Genomic DNA, 19,285 nt, shown 5'->3' with positions numbered 1-19,285 from the left:
CCGACACCCCCTACTTTTGGGGAATGCGACCGCTGCGGGACTCCCTGACGCTGCTGTCCCGCAGCCCGGTGGGCCGACGGGTCGTGCGCGCCTACGTCGCGGGCGAGCGGGTCGACGACGCGGTGCGAGCCGTCGGTGAGCTGCGGGCCGCGGGCTTCGCGGCCGGCGTCGAGCGACTCGGGGAGCCGAGCGGCTCCGTGGTCGCCGAGCACCTCACGTTGATCGACCGGCTCTCCGACGCCGGCCTCGCGGCCGGCACCGACATCACCGTCGGCACGTGCTCGCTCGACGAGGCCCGCAGGATCTGCCGGACCGCTGCCGCTGCCGGCGCGACCGTGACGATCGGGGCGGACCTCACCGACGTGGACGCGCGGCTGGCGCTGGTCGCGGCCCTGCGCGCGGAGCTCCCCGGCGTGGGCGTGGAGCTGCACGCGGCTCTCCCGCGCACCGAGGACGACTGCCGGGCGCTGGCCGGGCCGGGCAGCCGGGTCCGGCTCGAACACGGCGCGGGCGAGGACGCTGCGGAGGCTGACAAGGCCTATGTGCGCTGCCTCAAGGTCCTGCTCGACGGCGCCGGGCATCCGGTGATCGCGACCCACGACCCGCGGCTGATCGAGATCGCGGTCGCCCTCGCGAGTCGCTACGGTCGCGCGCCCGCGACCTACGAGCTCCAGCTCCGGTACGGCGTCAGGTCGGCCGAGCAGCAGCGGCTGGCCGGTACCGGCGAGCAGGTGCGGGTGCTGGTTCCGTACGGCGCCGCGTGGCACGGCTACCTGGTGGGACGACTGGCGGAGCGTCCCGCCGACCTGAGACTCTTCCTCACGTCGTTGGTCTCCAGAGGATGAGTGAGCAGGGCGTGGGCGAGAAGCGGACCGCAGTCATCGGTGCCGGTGTGATGGGGGAGACCCTGCTGTCCGGCCTGATCCGGGCCGGCCGGAGCGCCGAGTCGCTCGTGGTCGTCGAGAAGCGGCCCGAGCGTGCCGCCGAGCTCGCGGAGAGGTACGGCGTCCGCGTGGTCGACGACGTCACCGAGGCCGCCACGGCTGACACCGTGCTGCTGGTCGTCAAGCCGCAGGACATGGCCGACGTGCTCACCGAGCTCGCCCCCGCCCTGCTCCCCGGCCAGCTCCTCGTCTCCCTCGCCGCCGGCATCACCACCGGCTTCGTCGAGGCCCACGTGCCCGACGGCGTCGCGGTCGTCCGGGTCATGCCCAACACCCCCGCGCTCGTCGACCAGGGCATGGCCGCGATCTCGCCCGGCACCCACTGCGACGAGAGCCACCTCGCCGAGGCCGAGGAGCTGATGGCGTCGGTCGGCCGCGTGGTCCAGGTGCCGGAGAAGCAGCAGGACGCCGTGACCGCGATCAGCGGCTCCGGGCCGGCGTACGTCTTCTTCGTGGTCGAGTCGATGATCGAGGCCGGCGTCCACCTGGGCCTGCCGCGCACCATCGCCCAGGAGCTGGTCATCCAGACCCTGGTCGGCTCGGCGACCATGCTGCGCGAGACCGGCGAGCACCCGGCCGTGCTGCGCGAGCAGGTCACCTCGCCGGGCGGTACGACGGCCGCGGCCCTGCGTGAGCTCGAGGTGCACCGGGTGCGCGCGGCCTTCCTCGCCGCTCTCGAAGCGGCCCGCGACCGCTCGCGCGAGCTCGGCTCCTAGGGTTCCGGGCCCGGCCCCTCGGCGCCACACCACTATGAGGCGCGGCGGTGGTCGGCGGGGGAGATGCCGCGGACCCGCTTGAAGGCGGTGCTCAGCGCGAACGGGGTGCTGTAGCCGACCTGGCGTGCGACGGCCTCGAGGGTGGCGCCGGGCTCGTGGAGGAGGTCGGCGGCCAGGGCGATCCGCCAGCCCGTCAGGTAGGCCATCGGGGGTTCGCCGACGAGGGCTGTGAAGCGACGGGCGAGGGCGGCACGGGAGATGCCGGTGCGCTGGGCGAGGTCGGCGACGGTCCAGGGGTGCTCGGGGTTGTTGTGGAGCAGGCGGAGCGCCCGGCCGACCACGGGGTCGCCGTTGGCCCGGTACCAGCTCGGCGCGCGGGCGTCCGGACGGGCGAACCACGCGCGCAGCGCGGAGATCAGCAGCAGGTCGAGCATCCGGTCGAGGACGGACTCCTGGCCCGGGGCGTCCTTGACGATCTCGGCCGCCAGCAGGTCGATGATCGGGCAGTCCCACTCGTCGCCGCGGAGCACGAGCGAGCGGGGTAGCGCGTCGAGAAGGCGACGGCTGACCTCGCCGGCGAGCTGGTAGGTGCCGATCAGCATGACCGTCCCGCCGTCGGGGCTGTTGCCCCAGCTGCGCACGCCGAGGGCCAGCTTCTCGGCCAGCTCCTCGCCGTACAGCGTCGTGCAGCGCTGGCCGGGGTGGATGATCGTCTGCACGGGCGTGCTGGGCGCGTCGGCCATCGTGTAGGGGTCGGGCCCGCGGGCGACGAGTACGTCGCGCGGCCCCAGCCACGTCGGCTCCTGCCCCTCGGGAGCGAGCCACGCCGAGCCGCGCACCACGGTGAGCACGGTGAGCGGCGCCTCGTCCTCGATCCGGATCGACCAGGGTGGCTCGAGCACCGCCCGCAGCAGGAACGCGTCCTGTGCGCGGGGCCCGCTGAGCAGAGCGCCGAGTGCGTCCATGGAGAGAGCCTAGGGAAGGCTAGTGTCCTGTCCGGATGATTCGCCGCCATATTCGGCGGCCCTGGCACGCACCTCGCGGCGTTGCCGACGCTTGCGAGACGACCCGGTATGGCTGCGCGACGGCGCCTTGCGATGCACGCACCAGGACCACCGACTATGTCAGCGCTTCAACCGGACAGGACACTAGGACGATCGCGTATGCAGTCGAGCGTCTCGGCGATGTCACGACTCGCTGCGAGCCGGTGGGATGGAGCCATGTCCACCCTCCGCATCCTCAGCCTGCTGGCCGCCACGGTCTCGATGGGCCTGACCGCCGGCGCCTTCGCCCTCTACGCCCACACCGTCATGCCCGGCCTCGCGCGCACCGACGACCGCACGTTCGTCTGGTCCTTCCAGGAGATGGACCGGGCGATCATGAATCCCTGGTTCATCGGCGGCTGCTTCATGGGAGCGCTCCTGCTGACCGCCACCGCGGCCGCCAGCGCCTTCCGGACCGACGCCTTCGTCTGGGTCGCGACCGCCCTCGCCCTCTACCTCGTCGCGTTCGTGCTGACGCTGGCGGTCAACGTGCCCCTCAACGACGCCCTCAAGGCCGCCGGCGACCCCTTGCGGATCGACGTGGCGGCCGCCCGGCAGGCGTTCGACGAGGCCCGCTGGGTCGCGTCGAACGTGATCCGCACCGTCCTGGCCACCGGCGCCTTCGGCCTGCTGGCATGGGCGCTGGTGGTCACGGAGCGATGAGCCGGTCCGCGCCGTTCAGGCGACCTCGGCCAGGCTGCGCACGGTCCGTACCCGCACGCCCGTGCGGCGGGCGTCGTGGCGGCCGTAGCGGTCGAGCAGCCGGGCCTGCAGCCCGGCCCGCTGGGCGCCGACGACGTCGTGGCGCAGCGAGTCTCCGACCATGAGGGTCGTGGCAGGCTCGGCGCCGAGGGACGCGCAGGCGGTCAGGTAGGAGCGCGGGTCGGGCTTGGCGGCCGGCAGCGCGGAGGACGCGAACACGGGTACGTCGGCGCGGAGCAGCCCGGTGCGGCGCAGCTTCTCGGTCTGGATGGGCAGCTGGCCGTTGGTGAGGATGCCGACCGGCAGGCCCGCGGCACGGGCACGCCCGATTGCCGCGGCCGCGTCGTCGAAGGCCCGCCAGGCGGCCCGGTAGCAGCCGAGGAAGCCGGCGTAGACGTCGTCGGCGAGAGTGTCGTCGGCCAGGTCCCAGCCCGGCAGGAAGTCGCGGATCCGGGCCCGCCGGTGCTCGACGTAGCTCACCTCGCCGCGCTGGGCGCGCTCGTAGTGGCGCGCCTCGAGCACGAACCAGCGCTCGACGTGGTGCTCCAGCTCGTCCGGCGTCTGCGCCAGCCCGAGCCCGGACAGCCACGCGCGCAGGCCCCGCTCCGAGGCGCCGCGGTGGTCGACCAGGGTGTCGTCCAGGTCGAGGAGCAGGGCCCGGAACGTCATGCGGAGCAGTCTGCCAGCGGCCACCGACACCCTCCGCATCCCCTGACAGCCCCTTCACAGCCCCATCGCGGCCCGGGCGGCGGCCAGCACCGGGGCGGTCACCTGGCGACACCGCTCGGCGCCGCGGCGGTACACCTCGCTCACGTGCACCGGGTCCGCTGCCAGCTCCCGGTACCGATCCTGGAGCGGCGCCAGCTCCGCGACCACTGCGTCGGTGACCGCCGACTTGAGCGCCCCGTAGGAGCCGATCCCGTCGGTCGACCCGCCACAGGCGGTGAGGATCTCGAGCAGGTTGGTCACGCCCGGCTTGGCCGTGCGGTCGGACCGTACCGCCGCCGGCCCGGTGTCGGAGTCGGTGACGGCGCGGGCGACCTTGCGTCGTACGACGTCGGGCGGGTCGAGCAGCGCGATCGATCCGGCGTCGGGCCCGGACTTGCTCATCTTGGCGGTGGGCTCGGACAGGTCCATGACCCGCGCGCCGGCCGCGGGCACGGTGATCTCGGGGATCGTGAACACCTCGCCGTAGGTCGTGTTGAACCGCAGGGCGAGGTCTCGGGTGAGCTCGATGTGCTGGCGCTGGTCGTCGCCGACCGGGACGTGGGTGGGGCGGTAGAGCAGGATGTCGGCGGCCATCAGCACCGGGTAGGTGAACAGCGAGGTCCGCACCGACTCCTGGCGCCGCGACTTCTCCTTGAACTGGATCATCCGGCCCAGCTCGCCGGTGCCGGCGACGCACTCGAGCAGGTACGACAGCTCGGCGTGCGCGGGCACCTGGCTCTGCCGGAACAGGGTGCTCGCGTCGAGACCGGCCGCGAGCAGGAGCGTCGACTGCTCGGTGATCGCGGCCCGCAGGTCGTCGGGGGAGCGGGGCGTGGTCAGGGCATGGAGGTCGGAGATGCCGTAGAAGCAGTCGGCCTCGGCCTGGGCGGCCCGCATCGGGCGCAGCGCGCCGAGGAGGTTGCCGAGGGTCAGCCGACCGCTCGGGGTGAGGAGGGAGAGACGTCGGGGCGGGACGGACATGGCAGGGCTCCTGGGATGAGGCCCACGGGCGCCGGACCGGTCCGGAGAAGCACGACGGCCGCCCGTGGGCGGCCGGTGGTGGGGTGTGTCGAGGCGGCCGCCGTCAGGCGGGCCGCCAGGCGAAGGTCATCGAGGTCGACACACCCCGATCATCGCACGCGTCAGTGCACGGCGCGCAACGCGTCGAGGTCCGGGACCACCTGACCGGGCGGGGTCAGCAGCCCGAGCATGGTGGCCGCGATCGCCCGGGCGCCCTGCTCGGCGGCCAGGTCGCCGGCGTAGACGGACGTCGCGGCCGCATGGGTCACCGTGTGCATGGTCGTCACCAGCCAGGAGACCGGGAGGTCGGCGCGGAACCGGCCGGCGTCGCGCCCGCGCTCCAGGAGCCGTTCGACGCGCTCGCGCGGCTCGTCGTGGGCGGCGGCCAGGTCGGCCGCGGGCAGGCTCCTCTCGGCCGCGACCACCAGGGCGCCGTACCGCAGTGTCACCTGCCAGGTCGCCTCGACCAGCCGGACCAGGGCGGCCGCCGGGTCGCCGGACAGGTCGACGCCGCGCAGCGAGGCGTCCGACTCGTGCATGGCACGCGCCACGACGGCCGCCACCAGCCCGCCGCGGTTCTCGAAGTGGCCGTAGAGGGTCACCCGGCCGACCCCGGCCGCCTTCGCGATGTCGTTGACGCTGGCGTCCGGGTCGCGGGCCAGGGTCGCGGTGGCCGCGTCGAGGATGGCCTCGACGTTGCGGCGGGCGTCGGCGCGCAGGGGGCGGGCGGCACTGGTCGTCACGACGCCATCATGGTCGCTGCCCGGTCGTGGCGGTGCGGGTCGTGGCATCCGGCGTACTCCTCCCAGCGCCAGGCCATCGCGGCCAGCATCAGCACGAACATCGCCACGTGGCCGACCAGCATCAGGCCGGCGGCGTCGAGGACCCCGGTCCAGTAGAGGGGCAGCGCCACGGCGAACCCGGCGTACATGACGGCGCACATCTCGACGATCGGCGCCCAGCGATGGCTGCGCACGCGCATCCACCCGGCCATCGGCAGCGCCATGGTGGTCGCCATCACGAGCGTCTCGACGCTCTGCGAGCGCAGCCACGACGTGTCGGCGGCGGCGCCCGTGGCGAGTGACCACACCGGCCAGAGCGCCATCATGCCGATCAGCATGGCGGCGACCATCTCGCCGTAGTGGAGCGCGAACCTGCGGATCTGTCGGCCGTTCATCGGTCTCACCTCCGGAACTAAGTCGTACAAGAATGTTCAAGATCATAAGTTGAACATAGGTGTACGACAAGAGGTTCGGGACATCGTCCTCGAAGAAGGGGCGGTCAAGCCGACACGCCGGTGCGGGAAAGTTTCAATGGTCCATCTCTTCCCCACGAGTCACATCTGGCCCTATTCTCACGCAAGTGGCGTCCGGCGGATCACAGCTGGGGAAGGCGGTGACCCCGGACGCGGAAAGTTGGTGTGTCATGGCTCCTTCGTCGCGCGAGCGCGCCGAGTCCCTACCGGACCCGAAGTTCCTCACGATCGCCGAGGTCGCCTCGGTCATGCGCGTGTCCAAGATGACCGTCTACCGCCTGGTCCACGGCGGCGAGCTCCCGGCCGTCCGGGTGGGTCGCTCGTTCCGGGTCACCGAGGACGACGTCAACGACTACCTGCGCAAGTCCTTCTACTCCGCCGGCTGACGGCTGCGCCGCCCGCTCGGCGGCGGTGCGATCTTCATCCCATCTCCTGCGCTGATTCACTGCGCTCACGAGGCTCCGGATAGGCTGACCCGGTGCTCCGGGGTCCCCGGGGCGTCGTACGTCACGCCGAGCGCTGCCGCGCCCGGCGCTCTGGAGAGGTTCCACGTGGGTTCTGTCATCAAGAAGCGCCGCAAGCGCATGGCGAAGAAGAAGCACCGCAAGCTGCTGAAGAAGACGCGCGTCCAGCGTCGCAAGCTCGGCAAGTGACCCGAGCCGACCAGTAGCTTCCTGATTCCGAGGAGTCGGTGGAGATGGGTGCCGGACGCACGGTCCTGGTCACGGGGGTCTCGCGAGACCTCGGCCGCACCCTTGCGCGCACCCTGGCCACCGACCCCGGGATCGACCGGGTCATCGGTGTCGACGTCGTCCCCCCGCGGGGCGACCTCGGCGACGTCATGTTCGTGCGCGCCGACATCCGCAACCCGGTCATCGCGAAGGTCATCGCGAAGGAGGACGTCGACACCGTCGTCCACATGAGCGTGATCGCGACCCCCGGCTCCGCCGGTGCCCGCGGCACCATGAAGGAGCTCAACGTCATCGGGACGATGCAGCTCCTCGCCGCCTGCCAGAAGGCCGAGGGGCTGCGCGCCCTGGTCGTGAAGTCCTCGACGACGGCGTACGGCGCCAGCAGCCGCGACCCCGCCATGTTCACCGAGGACATGGAGCCGCGCCGGCCCGCGCGCACCGGGTACGCCAAGGACGTCGTCGAGGTCGAGCAGTACGTCCGCGGCTTCGCGCGCCGGCGTCCCGACGTCACGACCACCCTGCTGCGCTGCGCCAACGTCATCGGCCCGCGCGTGGTGAGCCCGCTGGCGTCGTACTTCCGGCTGCCGGTGATCCCGACCGTCCTCGGCTTCGACCCGCGACTGCAGTTCCTGCACGAGACCGACCTCAACCGGGTGCTGCGCCACGCCGTCCACCAGGACGTCGGTGGCACCTTCAACGTCGCCGGCGACGGGCTGCTCATGCTCTCCCAGGCGCTGCGCCGCTCCGGCCGGCCCAACGTCGCGGTCCCCGGCGTCGCCTTCGGCGGCCTCGGCTCGGTGCTCAAGTCGGTGCGCCGTGCCGACCTGTCGCCCGAGCTGGTCGCCTTCTTGACCTACGGCCGCGGCGTCGACACCACGCGGATGCGCAGCGAGCTCGGGTTCGAGCCGCACTACACGACGGCCTCGGCGTTCGCCGAGTTCGCCGCCTCGCTCCCGCCCGGCTCGCGCCGCACCGACCGGGTGCTCGGCTCGCTCGCCGAGCGCCTCCCTGCGGTCGACGACGACCGTCCCGCCCAGCTCACCCTCGCTGGAGGCACGGATGGCTGACGCCGAGATCATCCCGATCGGCACCCGCGGCCAGCCCGGCCGCGGCACCGGCAAGCGGCCCTCGGCCGCGGCTCGCGGGCTCGCGCCGAAGGGCAGCACCCCGCGCAAGGCGCCGGCGAAGAAGCCCGCCGAGCCGGCTCCGACCGAGGCCCCGGTCGCCGAGCCGCCGGTCGACGAGACGCCCGTGATCGAGACGCCGTCGCTGCTCGACGCGCCGGCCGACGTACCCGCTGCGCCGCTGGTGGCGCCGGCACGCACCGAGGAGCGCGGCGCCGGCCCGCTCGCCGGCATCCCGGTCGGCGACTGGCTGGCGGGCTTCCAGGCCGCCAGCAAGGAGCTGTTCGGCGACCAGTGGGAGCCTCAGCTGGCCCGCTTCCTGGCGTTCCTGCGCCGCCGGGTGACCGGCGACTACACGGTCGACGAGTACGGCTTCGACGCCGAGGTCACCGAGCGCTTCTTCATGGCGGCGCTGCGACCTGTGGCGCAGAAGTGGTTCCGGATCGAGGTCCGCGGCGTCGAGAACATCCCGACCGAGGGCGGCGCCCTGGTCGTGTCCAACCACTCCGGCACCATCCCGGTCGACGGCCTGATGACGATGGTGTCGATCCACGACCACACCGGCCGCTTCCTGCGCCCGCTCGGCGCCGACCTGGTGTTCCGGCTGCCCGTGGTCGGCTCCGTGGCCCGCAAGGGCGGCGCGACCCTGGCCTGCAGCGAGGATGCCGAGCGGATGCTGCGCGGCGGCGAGCTGGTCGGCGTGTGGCCCGAGGGCTTCAAGGGCATCGGCAAGCCGTTCTCCGAGCGCTACAAGCTCCAGCGGTTCGGTCGCGGTGGCTTCGTGTCGGCGGCGCTGCGCACCGGCGTTCCGATCGTGCCGCTCTCGGTGGTCGGCGCCGAGGAGATCTACCCCCTCGTCGGCAACATCCCGTCGCTGGCCCGCCTGCTCGGCGTGCCGTACATCCCGATCACGCCGCTGTTCCCGCTGCTCGGGCCGCTCGGCCTGGTTCCGCTGCCGTCCAAGTGGCTGCTCGAGTTCGGCGAGCCGATCCGCACCGACGAGTACGACGACGGCGCGGCCGAGGACCCGATGCTGGTGTTCAACGTGACCGACCAGGTCCGCGAGACCATCCAGCAGACGCTCTACAGCCTGCTCATGCAGCGCGAGTCCGTCTTCCGCTGACGCAGAACTGACGGAGAGCCTGCGCTCGGGCTGCTACTGGCCGCCGAGCAGGCCGCCGAGGATGCCGGTCACCCCGTCGACCAGGTTGGGCACGAGGCCGGGGTCGGTCGTGGTGCCGTCGGTCGTCTGGCTGCCGCCGTCGATGCCGAGGGTTCCGGTGAGACCCTTCGTGACGTTGTCGACCGTCTCGCCCAGCGGCTTCGGGCTCTTCGTCGGGTTCGGCACCGACGGGAGCTCGATCGGAGGCAGCACCGGCGGGACCTGCGGTGCGGTCGCGCCGGGGGTGGCGGTGGTCTGCGGCGCCTTGTCCTTCTTCTTGGTCGTCAGCGGGGCCGCGTCGGTCACCGAGGCGGTCACGTTGCCGCTGAGCACCGCGCTGAGCGGCAGCGTCGCGAAGTCGGGCACCTCGGCCACCGCGCCCTCGGCGCAGCTCGGGCAGGCCTCCCAGGCGGCGGCGTCGATCTGGCGGATCGTCTGGGTCGCGGTGATCAGCAGCGAGCGGCTGTCGGACGGGACGATCGGGCCGAGCGCGGCGAGGGCGTCCATGCTGTCGCCGGCGAAGGCGCGCAGGTCGGCGATCCGGTCGGCCTTGCCGGTGGCCGTGTAGTCGTCGAGCGCGAACTCGGACGCCTGGCGGGCCTGGTCGGTGAAGTCCTGCAGGGTCGCGTTGACCTCGTCGGCGCTCCGGTCGCGCGCGACGAGCGACTGGAGCTCGTCGAGGCGGGCCTCGGCGTGGGAGATGAGGGCCTCGGCCTTGGCCGCGCCGTCGGGCTGCAGGTTGGTCTGGGCGTTCTCGATCGCACGCTTGACCGGGTAGAGCACGTCGCCCGGCAGGGCGTCCTGCGAGGCCATCGCCATCGAGCCGGTCGCGGAGACCACGGCGAAGCCGCCGATGACCGCGGCGAGACGACGCTCGCGGGAGCCACGGCGCTGGCGCGGGGTGAGGTGGACGGCCAGGGCGTGCTCGGCGCGTGCGGGCTCGCGCTCGGCGGCGGCGACCAGCTGGGTGCGCAGCGAGGAGACGAACTCGGGGCGGGCGGTGACCGGGGGGACGGCGCGCAGGGCGGCGACCAGCTCGAGCAGCTCGGCGTGAGCCTCCGAGTCACCGGCGCGGCCGGAGACCAGAGCGTCGAACTCCTCGGCGCCGCGCGACCAGGCGTTCCCGCGCATCACAACGTCCGTCCTCGTGTCGGGAGGGCGCGGGCTCCCGTGGAGCACGCCCTCGTGTTCTCTCGAACATCCAACGACAGGGAGCTGCGGCTGGTTACGGTCCGGAAGGCCACACCGGAGTAGTCCGAAAGGATCATCGGATTCCCTCCGGCATCAGCTTCGCGAGATTGCGCACGCCGCGCAGCTGGAGCTGCTTGATGGCCCCGTCGCTGCGCCCGAGGGCGGCGGCGGTCTCGGCGATGCTCATGCCCTGCAGGAAGCGCATGATCAGGCAGTCGCGCTGCTCGTTGGGGAGCTTGGTGAGCGACTCCAGCAGGATCTCGTTGGTGAGGCTGGCGAGGACGGCGTTCTCGGGCCCCTCGGTCGCGTCGTCGTGCTGACCCATGTCCTCGGTGGTCAGCTCGAGGCGGGTCCGGCCGGCCTTGAAGTGGTCGGTGGCCAGGTTGCGGGCGATGGTCATCAGCCAGGCGCCGAAGTCCTTGCCCTGCCAGCGGAAGGACGACATGTTGCGCAGCGCCCGGAAGAAGGTCTCCGAGCACAGGTCCTCGGCCACCACGACCGAGCGGGTGCGGTAGTAGAGGAACCGGTAGACCGAGGGCTGGTAGTGGTCGTAGAGCTGGCCGAACGCCTCGGCGTCGCCGCCGCGGGCCAGCTCGACGAGCGCGATCAGGCGCTCGCGCGCCTCGGGGGAGTCCTCAGAGGAGGTGGCGAGGGTCGAGTCGCCGAAGCCCGGCGAGCCGTCGCGGTCGAAGCCCTCGGTCTCCGCCTGGGCCTCGCTGAGCAGCCAGTGGTCGGCGGTACGACGCCGGCCCGCGGGCCCGCCCGCGAGCACCGGCTGCGGGGACAGGGCAGCGAGCACGGCCGCGCGCAGGGCCTCCAGCCCTCGCGACAGGTCAGTGCGCTGCCAGGTCATGCGGGTCCCCTCCCTAATGCCCCCGCAGGGGATCCTACGGCGGATCCTTCCGCAGTGGTACCGGAACGCGACAACCGATCGACCGGATCCCGGACCACCCGAACGGGTCAGGTTACCGTCCGGTAGGGACGGGTCAGGACATGTGCCGACGCAGCTGCCGCCGCACGACCGCCCCGGCGATCGCCGCGCCGGTGGCCGCCGATCCGGCGATCAGCCCGGCCCGGGCGGCCTTGCGGCCGGTCCGGTAGTCGCGGATCCGCCAGCCGTTGGCTCGGGCGTGGGCGCGCAGCTTCGCGTCCGGGTTGATGGCGCACGGGTCGCCGACGAGGCTCAGCATCGGCAGGTCGTTGCTGGAGTCGCTGTAGGCCGAGCACAGTGCAAGGTCGAGGCCCTCGCGCTCCGCGAGGGCGGTCACCGCGACCGCCTTGGCCGGGCCGTGCAGCATGTCGCCGACCAGCTTGCCGGTGTAGACGCCGTCGACGTGCTCGGCGACGGTGCCGAGGGCACCGGTGAGGCCGAGGCGGCGGGCGATCAGGCCGGCGATCTCGATCGGTGCCGCGGTCACCAGCCACACCCGCTGGCCCTGGTCGAGGTGCATCTGTGCCAGCGCGCGGGTGCCGGGCCAGATCCGGTGGGCCATCGCCTCGTCGAAGATCTCCTCGCCGATCTCCTCGAGCTCCTGCACGGTGTGCCCGGCGATGAAGGCCAGCGCGGAGTTGCGGGCCTCGGCGACGTGCTCGGGGTCCTCGACGCCGGCGATGCGGAAGTACGCCTGCTTGTACGCCGCCCCGACCAGGTCGCGCGTGGTGAAGAACTTGCGGCGGTACAGCCCCTTGGCCAGGTGGAAGATGCTGGCGCCCTGCATGACCGTGTTGTCGACGTCGAAGAAGGCGGCCGCCTTCGGGTCGACCGGGTGCGCGAGCGCGGTCTCGACCTCCGCGGCGGCGGCCGCGGCCTCGCCGGCGAGGCGCGAGCGCTGCTGCAGGTTGAGCCGGCGGGGGCGGTCGGCGGGCGGCACCATGCGCCCCAGCCTAGAAGAATCAGAGCGACGTAGGATCCCTCCATGTCGTTGCCGGACGCCGCCGCTGCTGTCCCCGACGTGGCCGCCCTCGTCGCGTCAGCCGCCGCCGAGCATCCCGAACGTCTCGCCGTGGTCGAAGCAGGAGGCCGAGGCCTGACCTGGGCCGAGCTCGAGGACGAGGTCGGCCGGATCGCCACCGGTCTGGGCCGCGCCGGCGTCGTCGCTGGTCACCGGGTGCTGCTGGCGCTCGGCAACCGGCTCGAGTTCGTGACCGGCTACCTCGGCGTGCTGCGCGCCCAGGCGGTCGCCGTACCGGTCAACCCGGGGTCGGTGCCCACCGAGCTGGCCGCGATGCTCGTCGACTGCGGTGCCCGGCTGGTCCTCGCCGGCGGGCAGACGGCCGCCGCCGTCCGCGAAGCCGTGGCCCGCGCCGAGGTGGTCGCCGCCGCGCAGGACGAGAACCGGCCGGCCCCGCGGGTCGTGCTGGTCGGTGTCGAGGCCGACGAGGTCGGCCCGGCCGAGAGCAGGTACGACGACCTGCGGGCCGAGCCCGCCGTCCCCGTCCCGCCGCTGCAGGACCCCGAGAAGCTCGCCGTGCTGCTCTACACGAGCGGCACGTCCGGGCGCCCGCGAGCGGCGATGCTCACCCACCGCGCGCTGCTCGCCAACGTCGACCAGGTCGCCGCCGTGCAGCCGCCGATGATCCACTCCGACGACGTCGTGCTCGGCGTACTACCCCTCTTCCACGTCTACGGTCTCGGCGCCGTGCTCGGCGGCGTGATCCGGCACCGCGCCAAGCTGGTGCTCGCCGAGCGCTTCGACCCCGAGGGCACCCTCGACCTGGTGGAGGACGAGGCCTGCAGCGTCGTCCCCGTCGCACCGCCGGTGTTCGCGGCCTGGCAGGGCGTCGAGGCGCTCGCCGAGCGGCTCGGGCCGGTGCGGATGATCCTGTCCGGCTCGGCGCCGCTCGCGGCCGAGACGGTCGAGGAGTTCCACGCGCTGGCCCAGGTCCCGATCCACCAGGGCTACGGCCTCACCGAGGCCTCGCCGGTGGTCACCAGCACCCTGCGCTCGGCGCAGGTGAAGCCGGGCTCGGTCGGGGCCGCGCTCGACGGCATCGACCTGCGCCTGGTCGACGAGGAGGGCGTCCCGCTCGACGAGGCCGCCGTCGACGACCCCGGCGAGATCCAGATCCGCGGCCGCAACCTGTTCAGTGGCTACTGGCCCGACGGCCACGACGGACCTGCCGACGACGGCTGGTGGTCCACCGGCGACGTCGGCTTCCTGGACGCCGACGGCGACCTCTTCCTCGTCGACCGGGTCAAGGAGCTGGTCATCGTCTCCGGCTTCAACGTCTACCCGACCGAGGTCGAGGCGGTGCTCGAGGAGGTCGACGGCGTGCGCCAGGCCGCTGTGCTCGGCGTACCCGACGAGCAGACCGGCGAGGCCGTCGTCGCGTACGTCGTCCCCGACGCCGGCGAGGTCACCGGACCCGTCGCCGAGGCCGTCGTGAGCGCGGTGCGCTCCGCGGCCACCGAGCAGCTGGCGCCGTACAAGCGACCGGTGCGGGTCGAGGTCGTCACCGCCCTGCCGCGCACCGTGACCGGCAAGATCCGCAAGGGCGTGCTGCGCGGCGCCGAGCGGCGCAAGGCGCTGGGGATCTTGGAGTGAGCCGGTGAGCACCCCCCGGATCACCCTCTACAGCCGGCCCGGCTGCCACCTGTGCGACGACGCACGCGCGGTCATCGAGGCGGTGTGCGCCGAGCTCGGCGAGAGCTACGAGGAACTGTCGATCGACGACGACCCCGCCCTCGCCGACCGGTTCGCCAACGAGATCCCGGTCACCTTCGTCGACGGTCGCCAGCACGACTTCTGGCGGGTCAGCCCGGACCGCCTGCGGGCCGCCCTGCGCTGACCACGCGTCCCGGTCCGCCGGCGCCTACCACGGGGTGCGCCCGTACCCGATGCGGGGTGCTCCCGTCCATTTTGTTCCCACGTTCACAAACTCCTACAGTGATCGAGCCGCGTGGTCGACGCCTGATCGTGCGGCTGGAAAGTGGAGCTGTGACCACACGGAGTTCGACGGATGCCGCCCGGGTCATCCCGGAGGCCACGGTCGCCCGCCTGCCCGTCTACCTGCGGGCCCTGACGGCGCTGGCCGACAGCGGGATCCGCACCTGCTCGAGCGAGGACCTCGCCAGCGCCGCCGGCGTCAACAGCGCGAAGCTGCGCAAGGACCTCTCCTACCTCGGCAGCTACGGCACCCGCGGCGTCGGGTACGACGTCGACTACCTCCGCTACCAGATCGCCCGCGAGATCGGGGTGACCCAGGACTGGCCCGTCGTCATCGTCGGCATCGGCAACCTGGGGCACGCGCTGGCCAACTACTCCGGCTTCCGCAGCCGCGGCTTCCGGGTCGTCGCGCTGCTCGACGCCGACCCCGGGATCGTCGGGCGTGAGGTGGCGGGCGTCGTCGTCCGCCCGTTCGCCGACCTCGAGGAGATCGTCCGCGAGCACGACGTCGCGATCGGCGTCATCGCCACGCCGGCCGTCGCCGCGCAGGACGTCGCCGACCGGATGGTCGCGATCGGCATCACCAGCATCCTCAACTTCGCGCCGGCCGTGGTCGCGGTGCCCGAGGGCGTCGACGTACGCAAGGTCGACCTGTCGATCGAGCTGCAGATCCTCGCCTACCACGAGCAGCGCAAGGCCAACGGCGCCGACGCCGCCCCGTCGGCCGACGGAGGTGCCGCATGAGCGTGCTGGTGGTGGGCATCTCCCACAACTCCGCGCCCGTCTCCCTGCTCGAGCGGGTCGCGCTCGACCGTGACGGCGTGCAGAAGCTGATCACCGACGCCGCGTCGTGCGAGCACGTCAGCGAGGCGACGGTCATCGCGACCTGCAACCGCCTCGAGATCTACACCGAGGTCGAGCGCTTCCACGGCAGCATCGAGCAGATCTCCCGCCTCCTGGTCGACCGGGCCGGCGAGACGACCGAGGCGATGCTCCCGCACCTCTACGTCCACTACGACGACGGTGCGATCTCCCACCTGTTCCAGGTGGCCGCCGGCCTCGACTCGATGGCGGTCGGCGAGGGCCAGATCCTCGGCCAGACCCGCGAGGCGCTGCGCCGCGGCCAGGAGCTCGGCACCGTGGGTCCCAACCTCAACCTGCTCTTCCAGCAGGCGCTCCGGGTCGGCAAGCGCACCCGCGCCGAGACCGAGATCGACCAGGTCGCGCCGACGCTGGTCAGCGCGGCGCTCGACGAGACGGCCCAGGTCGTCGGTGCGGTCGAGGGCAAGCACGTCGTCGTGGTCGGCGCCGGCGCGATGGCCGGTCTCGCGACCGCCACCGCCAGCCGCCTCGGTGCCGGGCGCCTCTCGATCGTGAACCGGTCCGTGGACCGGGCGGTCCGGTTGGCCGTGCAGTACTCCGGCGAGGCGGTCCGGCTGGCCGACCTCGGCGACGAGCTGGCCAGGGCCGACATCGTGATCAGCTGCACCGGCTCGTCCGGCACGATCATCGACCGGGCGCTGCTGACCCGCGTGCGCGGCGAGGTCGAGCGGCCGCTGGCGCTGATCGACCTCGCGCTGCCCCACGACATCGCGCCCGACGTGGCCGACCTGCCCGGCGTACGACGCGTCGGGCTGGCCGAGCTCGCCGACCTGCTCCACGGCGGCGCCACCGGCCGCGAGGTCCAGGAGGTGCGCCGGATCCTCGGTGAGGAGGTCACCGCCTTCCTCGCCGCCCGCCGGCAGGCCAGCGTCACCCCGACGGTGGTCGCGCTCCGCTCGATGGCCACCAATGTCGTCGACGCCGAGATGACCCGCCTCGAGGGCCGGTTGCCCGAGCTCGACGAGGCGGTCCGCGACGAGATCCGGCAGACCGTGCGCCGGGTCGCCGACAAGCTGCTCCACGAGCCGACCGTCCGGGTCAAGGAGCTCGCCAACGAGCAGGGCGCCGTCTCGTACGCCGCCGCGCTCGCCGAGCTGTTCGCGCTCGACCCCGACGCGGTCGACGCCGTCACCCGTCCCGTCGTCAGCGAGGAGGGCCGGTCATGACGAGACTGCGCATCGGCACCCGCCGCAGCCTGCTGGCCACGACCCAGTCCGGCCACGTCGCCGACGCCCTCGCGGCGCTCGGCACCCCGACCGAGCTGGTCGAGATCACCACCGACGGCGACCGCAGCCAGGCCAGCGGCGTCTCGCTCGTCGGCGCGCCCTCGACCGGGGTCTTCGTCAGCGCACTGCGTGACGCGCTGCTCGCCGGCGAGGTCGACGTCGCCGTCCACTCGCTCAAGGACCTCCCGACGTACGCCACCGAGGGGATCGCGCTGGCCGCCGTACCTCCTCGCGAGGATCCGCGCGACGTCGTCGTCGCCCGCGACGGCCTCACCCTCGGCGAGCTGCCGCAGGGCAGCAGGGTCGCCACCGGCTCCCCGCGCCGGGTCGCGCAGATCGAGGCCCTCGGCCTCGGTGTCGAGCTGGTCGCGGTCCGCGGCAACGTCGACACCCGCATCGGCCGCATCGCCGAGGGCACCTACGACGCCGTGGTGCTCGCCCGCGCCGGCCTGGCCCGGCTCGGCCGGCTCGACGAGGTCACCGAGGTGCTCGACCCGCTGCAGGTGCTGCCGGCCCCCGGGCAGGGTGCGCTGGCGGTCGAGTGCCGGGCCGACGACACCGCGACCCTCGCGCTGCTCGCCCGCCTCGACGATCCCGCCAGCCACGCCGCCGTTGCCGCCGAGCGCACCCTGATGGCCACGCTCGAGGGCGGTTGCGCCGCCCCGATCGGCGCGCTCGCCGAGGTCGCCGAGGGCGAGGACGGACCCGAGCTGTGGCTGCGGGCCGTCGTGCTGTCCGAGGACGGCGCGCTCGCCGTACGTCGCTCCGCGTCGGCTGAGCTCGGCACCGACCCCACGTCCTGGCCCGAAGCCGCCGCCAAGCTCGGCGGCGACCTCGGCGCCGAGATGCTGGCCGACGGTGGCGACGAGCTGATGGCCCAGCTGCGGGACCAGTCCCGCACCCCCGAACCGAACGACCCCCCGTCCGCACGATCTGCAGAGGTGCACAACCCATGACGCGAGCCACGACAGCCAAGGCTGCTTCGACTCCCGCCGCCGCCCAGGTCCACCCCGGAGGCCCCGGCTTCACGGCCTTCGTCGGCACCGGCCCCGGCGACCCCGACCTGCTCACCGTGCGGGCCGTCCGGTTGATCGAGGACGCCGACGTGGTCATCACCGAGGAACCGGGTCATGCCGATCTGGTCGCGGTGGTGCGCGCCCGCGCCGAGCAGGTCGGCGACGAGCCGGCCCCGGACCCGGAGATCATCGACGGCGGCTTCGGCGAGGACGGCCAGCCGCTCACCCACGCCGCCCGCGCGAAGGTCGTCGTGAAGCAGTCCAAGCGCGGCCTGCGCGTGGTCCGCCTCCTCGGCGGCGACCCGTTCCTCTACGCGTCCGGTCCGGAGGAGGCCCAGGCGGTCGCCAAGGCCGGGCTCGCGTTCGAGGTCGTCCCGGGTGTCTCCTCGGTCGGCGCCGTCCCGGCGTACGCCGGCATCCCGCTGACCACCAAGGACCACCGCGAGGTGGCCGTGGTGACCTGCGGCGACAAGGTCGACTGGACCCGGTACGCCGACACCCCGACCCTGGTGCTGCTCTCCGCCGTCGGCCAGATCGGCGACATCGCCAAGCAGCTCATCGCGATCGGCCGCTCGCCGCAGACCCCGGTCGCCATGACCCGGGTCGGCACGACCACCGAGCAGGAGACGATCACCTCCACGCTCGAGCACATCGCCGCCGACGCGCGCGCCGCGCGGATCGCCCCGCCGGCGATCACCGTCATCGGCGCCGTCGTCGACCTGCGCGAGAAGCTGTCCTGGTTCGAGACCAAGCCGCTGTTCGGCTGGCGGGTGCTGGTGCCGCGCACCAAGGAGCAGTCCGCGTCGCTGTCCAACCGGATCCGCGAGTTCGGCGGCGTCCCGGAGGAGGTCCCCACGATCTCCGTCGAGCCGCCGCGCAACCCGCAGCAGATGGACAAGGCCGTCCGCGGACTCGTCGAGGGTCGCTACGAGTGGATCGCGTTCACCTCCGTGAACGCTGTCAAGGCGGTCCGCGAGAAGTTCGAGGAGTACGGCCTCGACGCCCGCGCCTTCTCCGGCCTCAAGATCGCCGCCGTCGGTGAGAAGACCGCCCAGGCGATCGCCGACTGGGGCCTGCGCGCCGACCTCGTCCCCTCGGGCGAGCAGTCCGCCGCCGGTCTCCTCGAGGACTGGCCCGAGTACGACGAGCAGCTGGACCCGATCAACCGGGTGTTCCTGCCGCGCGCCGACATCGCGACCGAGAACCTCGTCGCCGGCCTGATCGACCTCGGCTGGGAGTGCGACGACGTCACGGCGTACCGCACCGTCCGGGCCGCTCCGCCGCCGGCGCCGACCCGTGACGCGATCAAGACCGGCAAGTTCGACGCCGTCGTGTTCACGTCGTCCTCGACGGTGCGCAACCTGGTCGGCATCGCCGGCAAGCCGCACCCGTCGACGATCATCGCGGTGATCGGGCCCGCCACGGCCAAGACCGCCGAGGAGCACGGCCTGCGGGTCGACGTGCTGGCCCCCAAGCCGGACGTCGAGCTGCTCGTCGAGGCGCTCGCCGGCTTCGGCGCCAGCCGCCGGGCCGCGATGCTCGAGGCCGGCGAGCCGGTCACCAAGCCGAGCGACCGCAAGCCCTCGGCTCGTCGTCGCAAGGCCTGACCCGGCCCGAACAGGCTCGAATTTCTCGCCGACCCGGCAGAAAGTGGCTCGTACGCAGGCCACTTTCTGCCGGGTCGGCGCAATTCCGGAGCTACTTTGTGCCGGGTCGG

The 19,285-nt window shown here is 72.9% G+C and carries 21 protein-coding genes; 13 read left to right on the top strand and 8 right to left on the bottom strand.

Annotated features, from left to right (window positions below; genetic code table 11):
* Positions 1-23: 23 nt before the first annotated feature.
* Positions 24-845, top strand: a complete 822-nt coding sequence (locus FBY23_RS24670) for a proline dehydrogenase family protein (RefSeq protein WP_141800559.1) — start codon at positions 24-26, stop codon at positions 843-845.
* Complete coding sequence (proC, locus tag FBY23_RS24665) at positions 842-1,660, top strand: pyrroline-5-carboxylate reductase (RefSeq protein WP_141800558.1); 819 nt, start codon at positions 842-844, stop codon at positions 1,658-1,660. Before FBY23_RS24670 ends, proC begins: the two co-directional genes overlap by 4 nt.
* A 32-nt stretch (positions 1,661-1,692) precedes the next feature.
* Here the strand turns inward: proC and FBY23_RS24660 are convergent, their stop codons facing one another.
* Positions 1,693-2,625, bottom strand: a complete 933-nt coding sequence (locus tag FBY23_RS24660) for an AraC family transcriptional regulator (RefSeq protein WP_141800557.1) — start codon at positions 2,623-2,625, stop codon at positions 1,693-1,695.
* Between the two features lie 255 nt (positions 2,626-2,880).
* Between FBY23_RS24660 and FBY23_RS24655 the strand changes: the two genes are divergently transcribed.
* Positions 2,881-3,366, top strand: coding sequence for a DUF1772 domain-containing protein (locus FBY23_RS24655; RefSeq protein ID WP_141800556.1), 486 nt, complete (start codon positions 2,881-2,883; stop codon positions 3,364-3,366).
* A gap of 15 nt (positions 3,367-3,381) precedes the next feature.
* Here the strand turns inward: FBY23_RS24655 and FBY23_RS24650 are convergent, their stop codons facing one another.
* The 4 genes from FBY23_RS24650 to FBY23_RS24635 all read right to left on the bottom strand — a co-directional run bounded on the left by FBY23_RS24650 (position 3,382) and on the right by FBY23_RS24635 (position 6,310).
* Positions 3,382-4,074, bottom strand: a complete 693-nt coding sequence (locus FBY23_RS24650; RefSeq protein WP_160158364.1) for an HAD family hydrolase — start codon at positions 4,072-4,074, stop codon at positions 3,382-3,384.
* 54 nt (positions 4,075-4,128) lie between these two features.
* The gene (gene trpS / locus FBY23_RS24645; protein WP_141800554.1) at positions 4,129-5,094 is read right to left on the bottom strand and encodes a tryptophan--tRNA ligase; all 966 of its coding nucleotides are present in this window, start codon (positions 5,092-5,094) and stop codon (positions 4,129-4,131) included.
* 161 nt (positions 5,095-5,255) lie between these two features.
* Positions 5,256-5,876 carry a TetR/AcrR family transcriptional regulator gene (locus FBY23_RS24640; RefSeq protein WP_260806537.1) on the bottom strand — a complete coding sequence of 207 codons (621 nt, stop codon included), beginning with the start codon at positions 5,874-5,876 and terminating at the stop codon, positions 5,256-5,258.
* Positions 5,873-6,310 (bottom strand): hypothetical protein, encoded by a 438-nt coding sequence (locus FBY23_RS24635; protein WP_141800552.1) that lies wholly within the window; start codon positions 6,308-6,310, stop codon positions 5,873-5,875. Before FBY23_RS24635 ends, FBY23_RS24640 begins: the two co-directional genes overlap by 4 nt.
* 248 nt (positions 6,311-6,558) lie before the next feature.
* Here FBY23_RS24635 and FBY23_RS24630 point away from each other — a divergent pair, with 248 nt between their 5' ends.
* From FBY23_RS24630 to FBY23_RS24615, 4 genes are all read left to right on the top strand, one after another.
* A complete protein-coding gene (locus tag FBY23_RS24630; protein ID WP_141800551.1) occupies positions 6,559-6,774 on the top strand; it encodes a helix-turn-helix domain-containing protein in 216 nt (71 codons plus the stop codon).
* Positions 6,775-6,939: 165 nt separating this feature from the next.
* Entirely contained in the window at positions 6,940-7,041 is a 102-nt protein-coding gene (locus FBY23_RS24625; protein WP_008356322.1) for a 30S ribosomal protein bS22, read from the top strand.
* Between the two features lie 44 nt (positions 7,042-7,085).
* Positions 7,086-8,147, top strand: coding sequence for an NAD-dependent epimerase/dehydratase family protein (locus FBY23_RS24620; RefSeq protein ID WP_141800550.1), 1,062 nt, complete (start codon positions 7,086-7,088; stop codon positions 8,145-8,147).
* The gene (locus FBY23_RS24615) at positions 8,140-9,327 is read left to right on the top strand and encodes a lysophospholipid acyltransferase family protein (RefSeq protein WP_141800549.1); all 1,188 of its coding nucleotides are present in this window, start codon (positions 8,140-8,142) and stop codon (positions 9,325-9,327) included. The genes FBY23_RS24620 and FBY23_RS24615 overlap by 8 nt, the downstream gene beginning before the upstream one ends.
* Positions 9,328-9,360: 33 nt before the next feature.
* On the opposite strand, the gene FBY23_RS24610 is transcribed toward FBY23_RS24615, so the two are convergent.
* The 3 genes from FBY23_RS24610 to FBY23_RS24600 form a co-directional block, all read right to left on the bottom strand.
* The gene (locus tag FBY23_RS24610; protein ID WP_141800548.1) at positions 9,361-10,497 is read right to left on the bottom strand and encodes a DUF5667 domain-containing protein; all 1,137 of its coding nucleotides are present in this window, start codon (positions 10,495-10,497) and stop codon (positions 9,361-9,363) included.
* 133 nt (positions 10,498-10,630) lie between these two features.
* On the bottom strand, positions 10,631-11,410 hold the full coding sequence (locus FBY23_RS24605) for a sigma-70 family RNA polymerase sigma factor (protein ID WP_141800547.1): 780 nt from the start codon (positions 11,408-11,410) through the stop codon (positions 10,631-10,633).
* 133 nt (positions 11,411-11,543) lie between these two features.
* Complete coding sequence (locus tag FBY23_RS24600; RefSeq protein WP_141800546.1) at positions 11,544-12,431, bottom strand: HAD family phosphatase; 888 nt, start codon at positions 12,429-12,431, stop codon at positions 11,544-11,546.
* Between the two features lie 42 nt (positions 12,432-12,473).
* On the opposite strand from FBY23_RS24600, the gene FBY23_RS24595 reads away from it, so the two are divergent.
* The 6 genes from FBY23_RS24595 (at position 12,474) to FBY23_RS24570 (ending at position 19,175) form a co-directional block, all read left to right on the top strand.
* Positions 12,474-14,102: a class I adenylate-forming enzyme family protein gene (locus tag FBY23_RS24595; protein WP_141800545.1), complete on the top strand. Its 1,629-nt coding sequence runs from the start codon at positions 12,474-12,476 to the stop codon at positions 14,100-14,102.
* Between the two features lie 4 nt (positions 14,103-14,106).
* Positions 14,107-14,346, top strand: a complete 240-nt coding sequence (locus tag FBY23_RS24590; RefSeq protein WP_141800544.1) for a glutaredoxin family protein — start codon at positions 14,107-14,109, stop codon at positions 14,344-14,346.
* A gap of 149 nt (positions 14,347-14,495) precedes the next feature.
* Positions 14,496-15,188 carry a redox-sensing transcriptional repressor Rex gene (locus FBY23_RS24585; protein WP_260806536.1) on the top strand — a complete coding sequence of 231 codons (693 nt, stop codon included), beginning with the start codon at positions 14,496-14,498 and terminating at the stop codon, positions 15,186-15,188.
* Positions 15,185-16,492 carry a glutamyl-tRNA reductase gene (locus FBY23_RS24580; RefSeq protein WP_141800543.1) on the top strand — a complete coding sequence of 436 codons (1,308 nt, stop codon included), beginning with the start codon at positions 15,185-15,187 and terminating at the stop codon, positions 16,490-16,492. Before FBY23_RS24585 ends, FBY23_RS24580 begins: the two co-directional genes overlap by 4 nt.
* Positions 16,489-17,508 (top strand): hydroxymethylbilane synthase, encoded by a 1,020-nt coding sequence (gene hemC, locus FBY23_RS24575; protein ID WP_141800542.1) that lies wholly within the window; start codon positions 16,489-16,491, stop codon positions 17,506-17,508. The genes FBY23_RS24580 and hemC overlap by 4 nt, the downstream gene beginning before the upstream one ends.
* Positions 17,505-19,175, top strand: a complete 1,671-nt coding sequence (locus tag FBY23_RS24570; RefSeq protein WP_141800541.1) for a uroporphyrinogen-III synthase — start codon at positions 17,505-17,507, stop codon at positions 19,173-19,175. Before hemC ends, FBY23_RS24570 begins: the two co-directional genes overlap by 4 nt.
* Positions 19,176-19,285 lie beyond the last annotated feature (110 nt).

It is taken from the genome of Nocardioides sp. SLBN-35 (genome assembly GCF_006715725.1).
Classification (GTDB): domain Bacteria; phylum Actinomycetota; class Actinomycetes; order Propionibacteriales; family Nocardioidaceae; genus Nocardioides.
This window is presented reverse-complemented; position numbering and strand designations above follow the sequence as displayed.

Bases quoted from the DNA above. Each gene is read 5' to 3' on its own strand.
- FBY23_RS24670 (WP_141800559.1), top strand. From the start codon at position 24: ATGCGACCGCTGCGGGACTCCCTGACGCTGCTGTCCCGCAGCCCGGTG.
- proC (WP_141800558.1), top strand. From the start codon at position 842: ATGAGTGAGCAGGGCGTGGGCGAGAAGCGGACCGCAGTCATCGGTGCC.
- FBY23_RS24660 (WP_141800557.1), bottom strand. From the start codon at position 2,625: ATGGACGCACTCGGCGCTCTGCTCAGCGGGCCCCGCGCACAGGACGCG.
- FBY23_RS24655 (WP_141800556.1), top strand. From the start codon at position 2,881: ATGTCCACCCTCCGCATCCTCAGCCTGCTGGCCGCCACGGTCTCGATG.
- FBY23_RS24650 (WP_160158364.1), bottom strand. From the start codon at position 4,074: ATGACGTTCCGGGCCCTGCTCCTCGACCTGGACGACACCCTGGTCGAC.
- trpS (WP_141800554.1), bottom strand. From the start codon at position 5,094: ATGTCCGTCCCGCCCCGACGTCTCTCCCTCCTCACCCCGAGCGGTCGG.
- FBY23_RS24635 (WP_141800552.1), bottom strand. From the start codon at position 6,310: ATGAACGGCCGACAGATCCGCAGGTTCGCGCTCCACTACGGCGAGATG.
- FBY23_RS24630 (WP_141800551.1), top strand. From the start codon at position 6,559: ATGGCTCCTTCGTCGCGCGAGCGCGCCGAGTCCCTACCGGACCCGAAG.
- FBY23_RS24620 (WP_141800550.1), top strand. From the start codon at position 7,086: ATGGGTGCCGGACGCACGGTCCTGGTCACGGGGGTCTCGCGAGACCTC.
- FBY23_RS24615 (WP_141800549.1), top strand. From the start codon at position 8,140: ATGGCTGACGCCGAGATCATCCCGATCGGCACCCGCGGCCAGCCCGGC.
- FBY23_RS24610 (WP_141800548.1), bottom strand. From the start codon at position 10,497: ATGCGCGGGAACGCCTGGTCGCGCGGCGCCGAGGAGTTCGACGCTCTG.
- FBY23_RS24605 (WP_141800547.1), bottom strand. From the start codon at position 11,410: ATGACCTGGCAGCGCACTGACCTGTCGCGAGGGCTGGAGGCCCTGCGC.
- FBY23_RS24600 (WP_141800546.1), bottom strand. From the start codon at position 12,431: ATGGTGCCGCCCGCCGACCGCCCCCGCCGGCTCAACCTGCAGCAGCGC.
- FBY23_RS24595 (WP_141800545.1), top strand. From the start codon at position 12,474: ATGTCGTTGCCGGACGCCGCCGCTGCTGTCCCCGACGTGGCCGCCCTC.
- FBY23_RS24580 (WP_141800543.1), top strand. From the start codon at position 15,185: ATGAGCGTGCTGGTGGTGGGCATCTCCCACAACTCCGCGCCCGTCTCC.
- hemC (WP_141800542.1), top strand. From the start codon at position 16,489: ATGACGAGACTGCGCATCGGCACCCGCCGCAGCCTGCTGGCCACGACC.
- FBY23_RS24570 (WP_141800541.1), top strand. From the start codon at position 17,505: ATGACGCGAGCCACGACAGCCAAGGCTGCTTCGACTCCCGCCGCCGCC.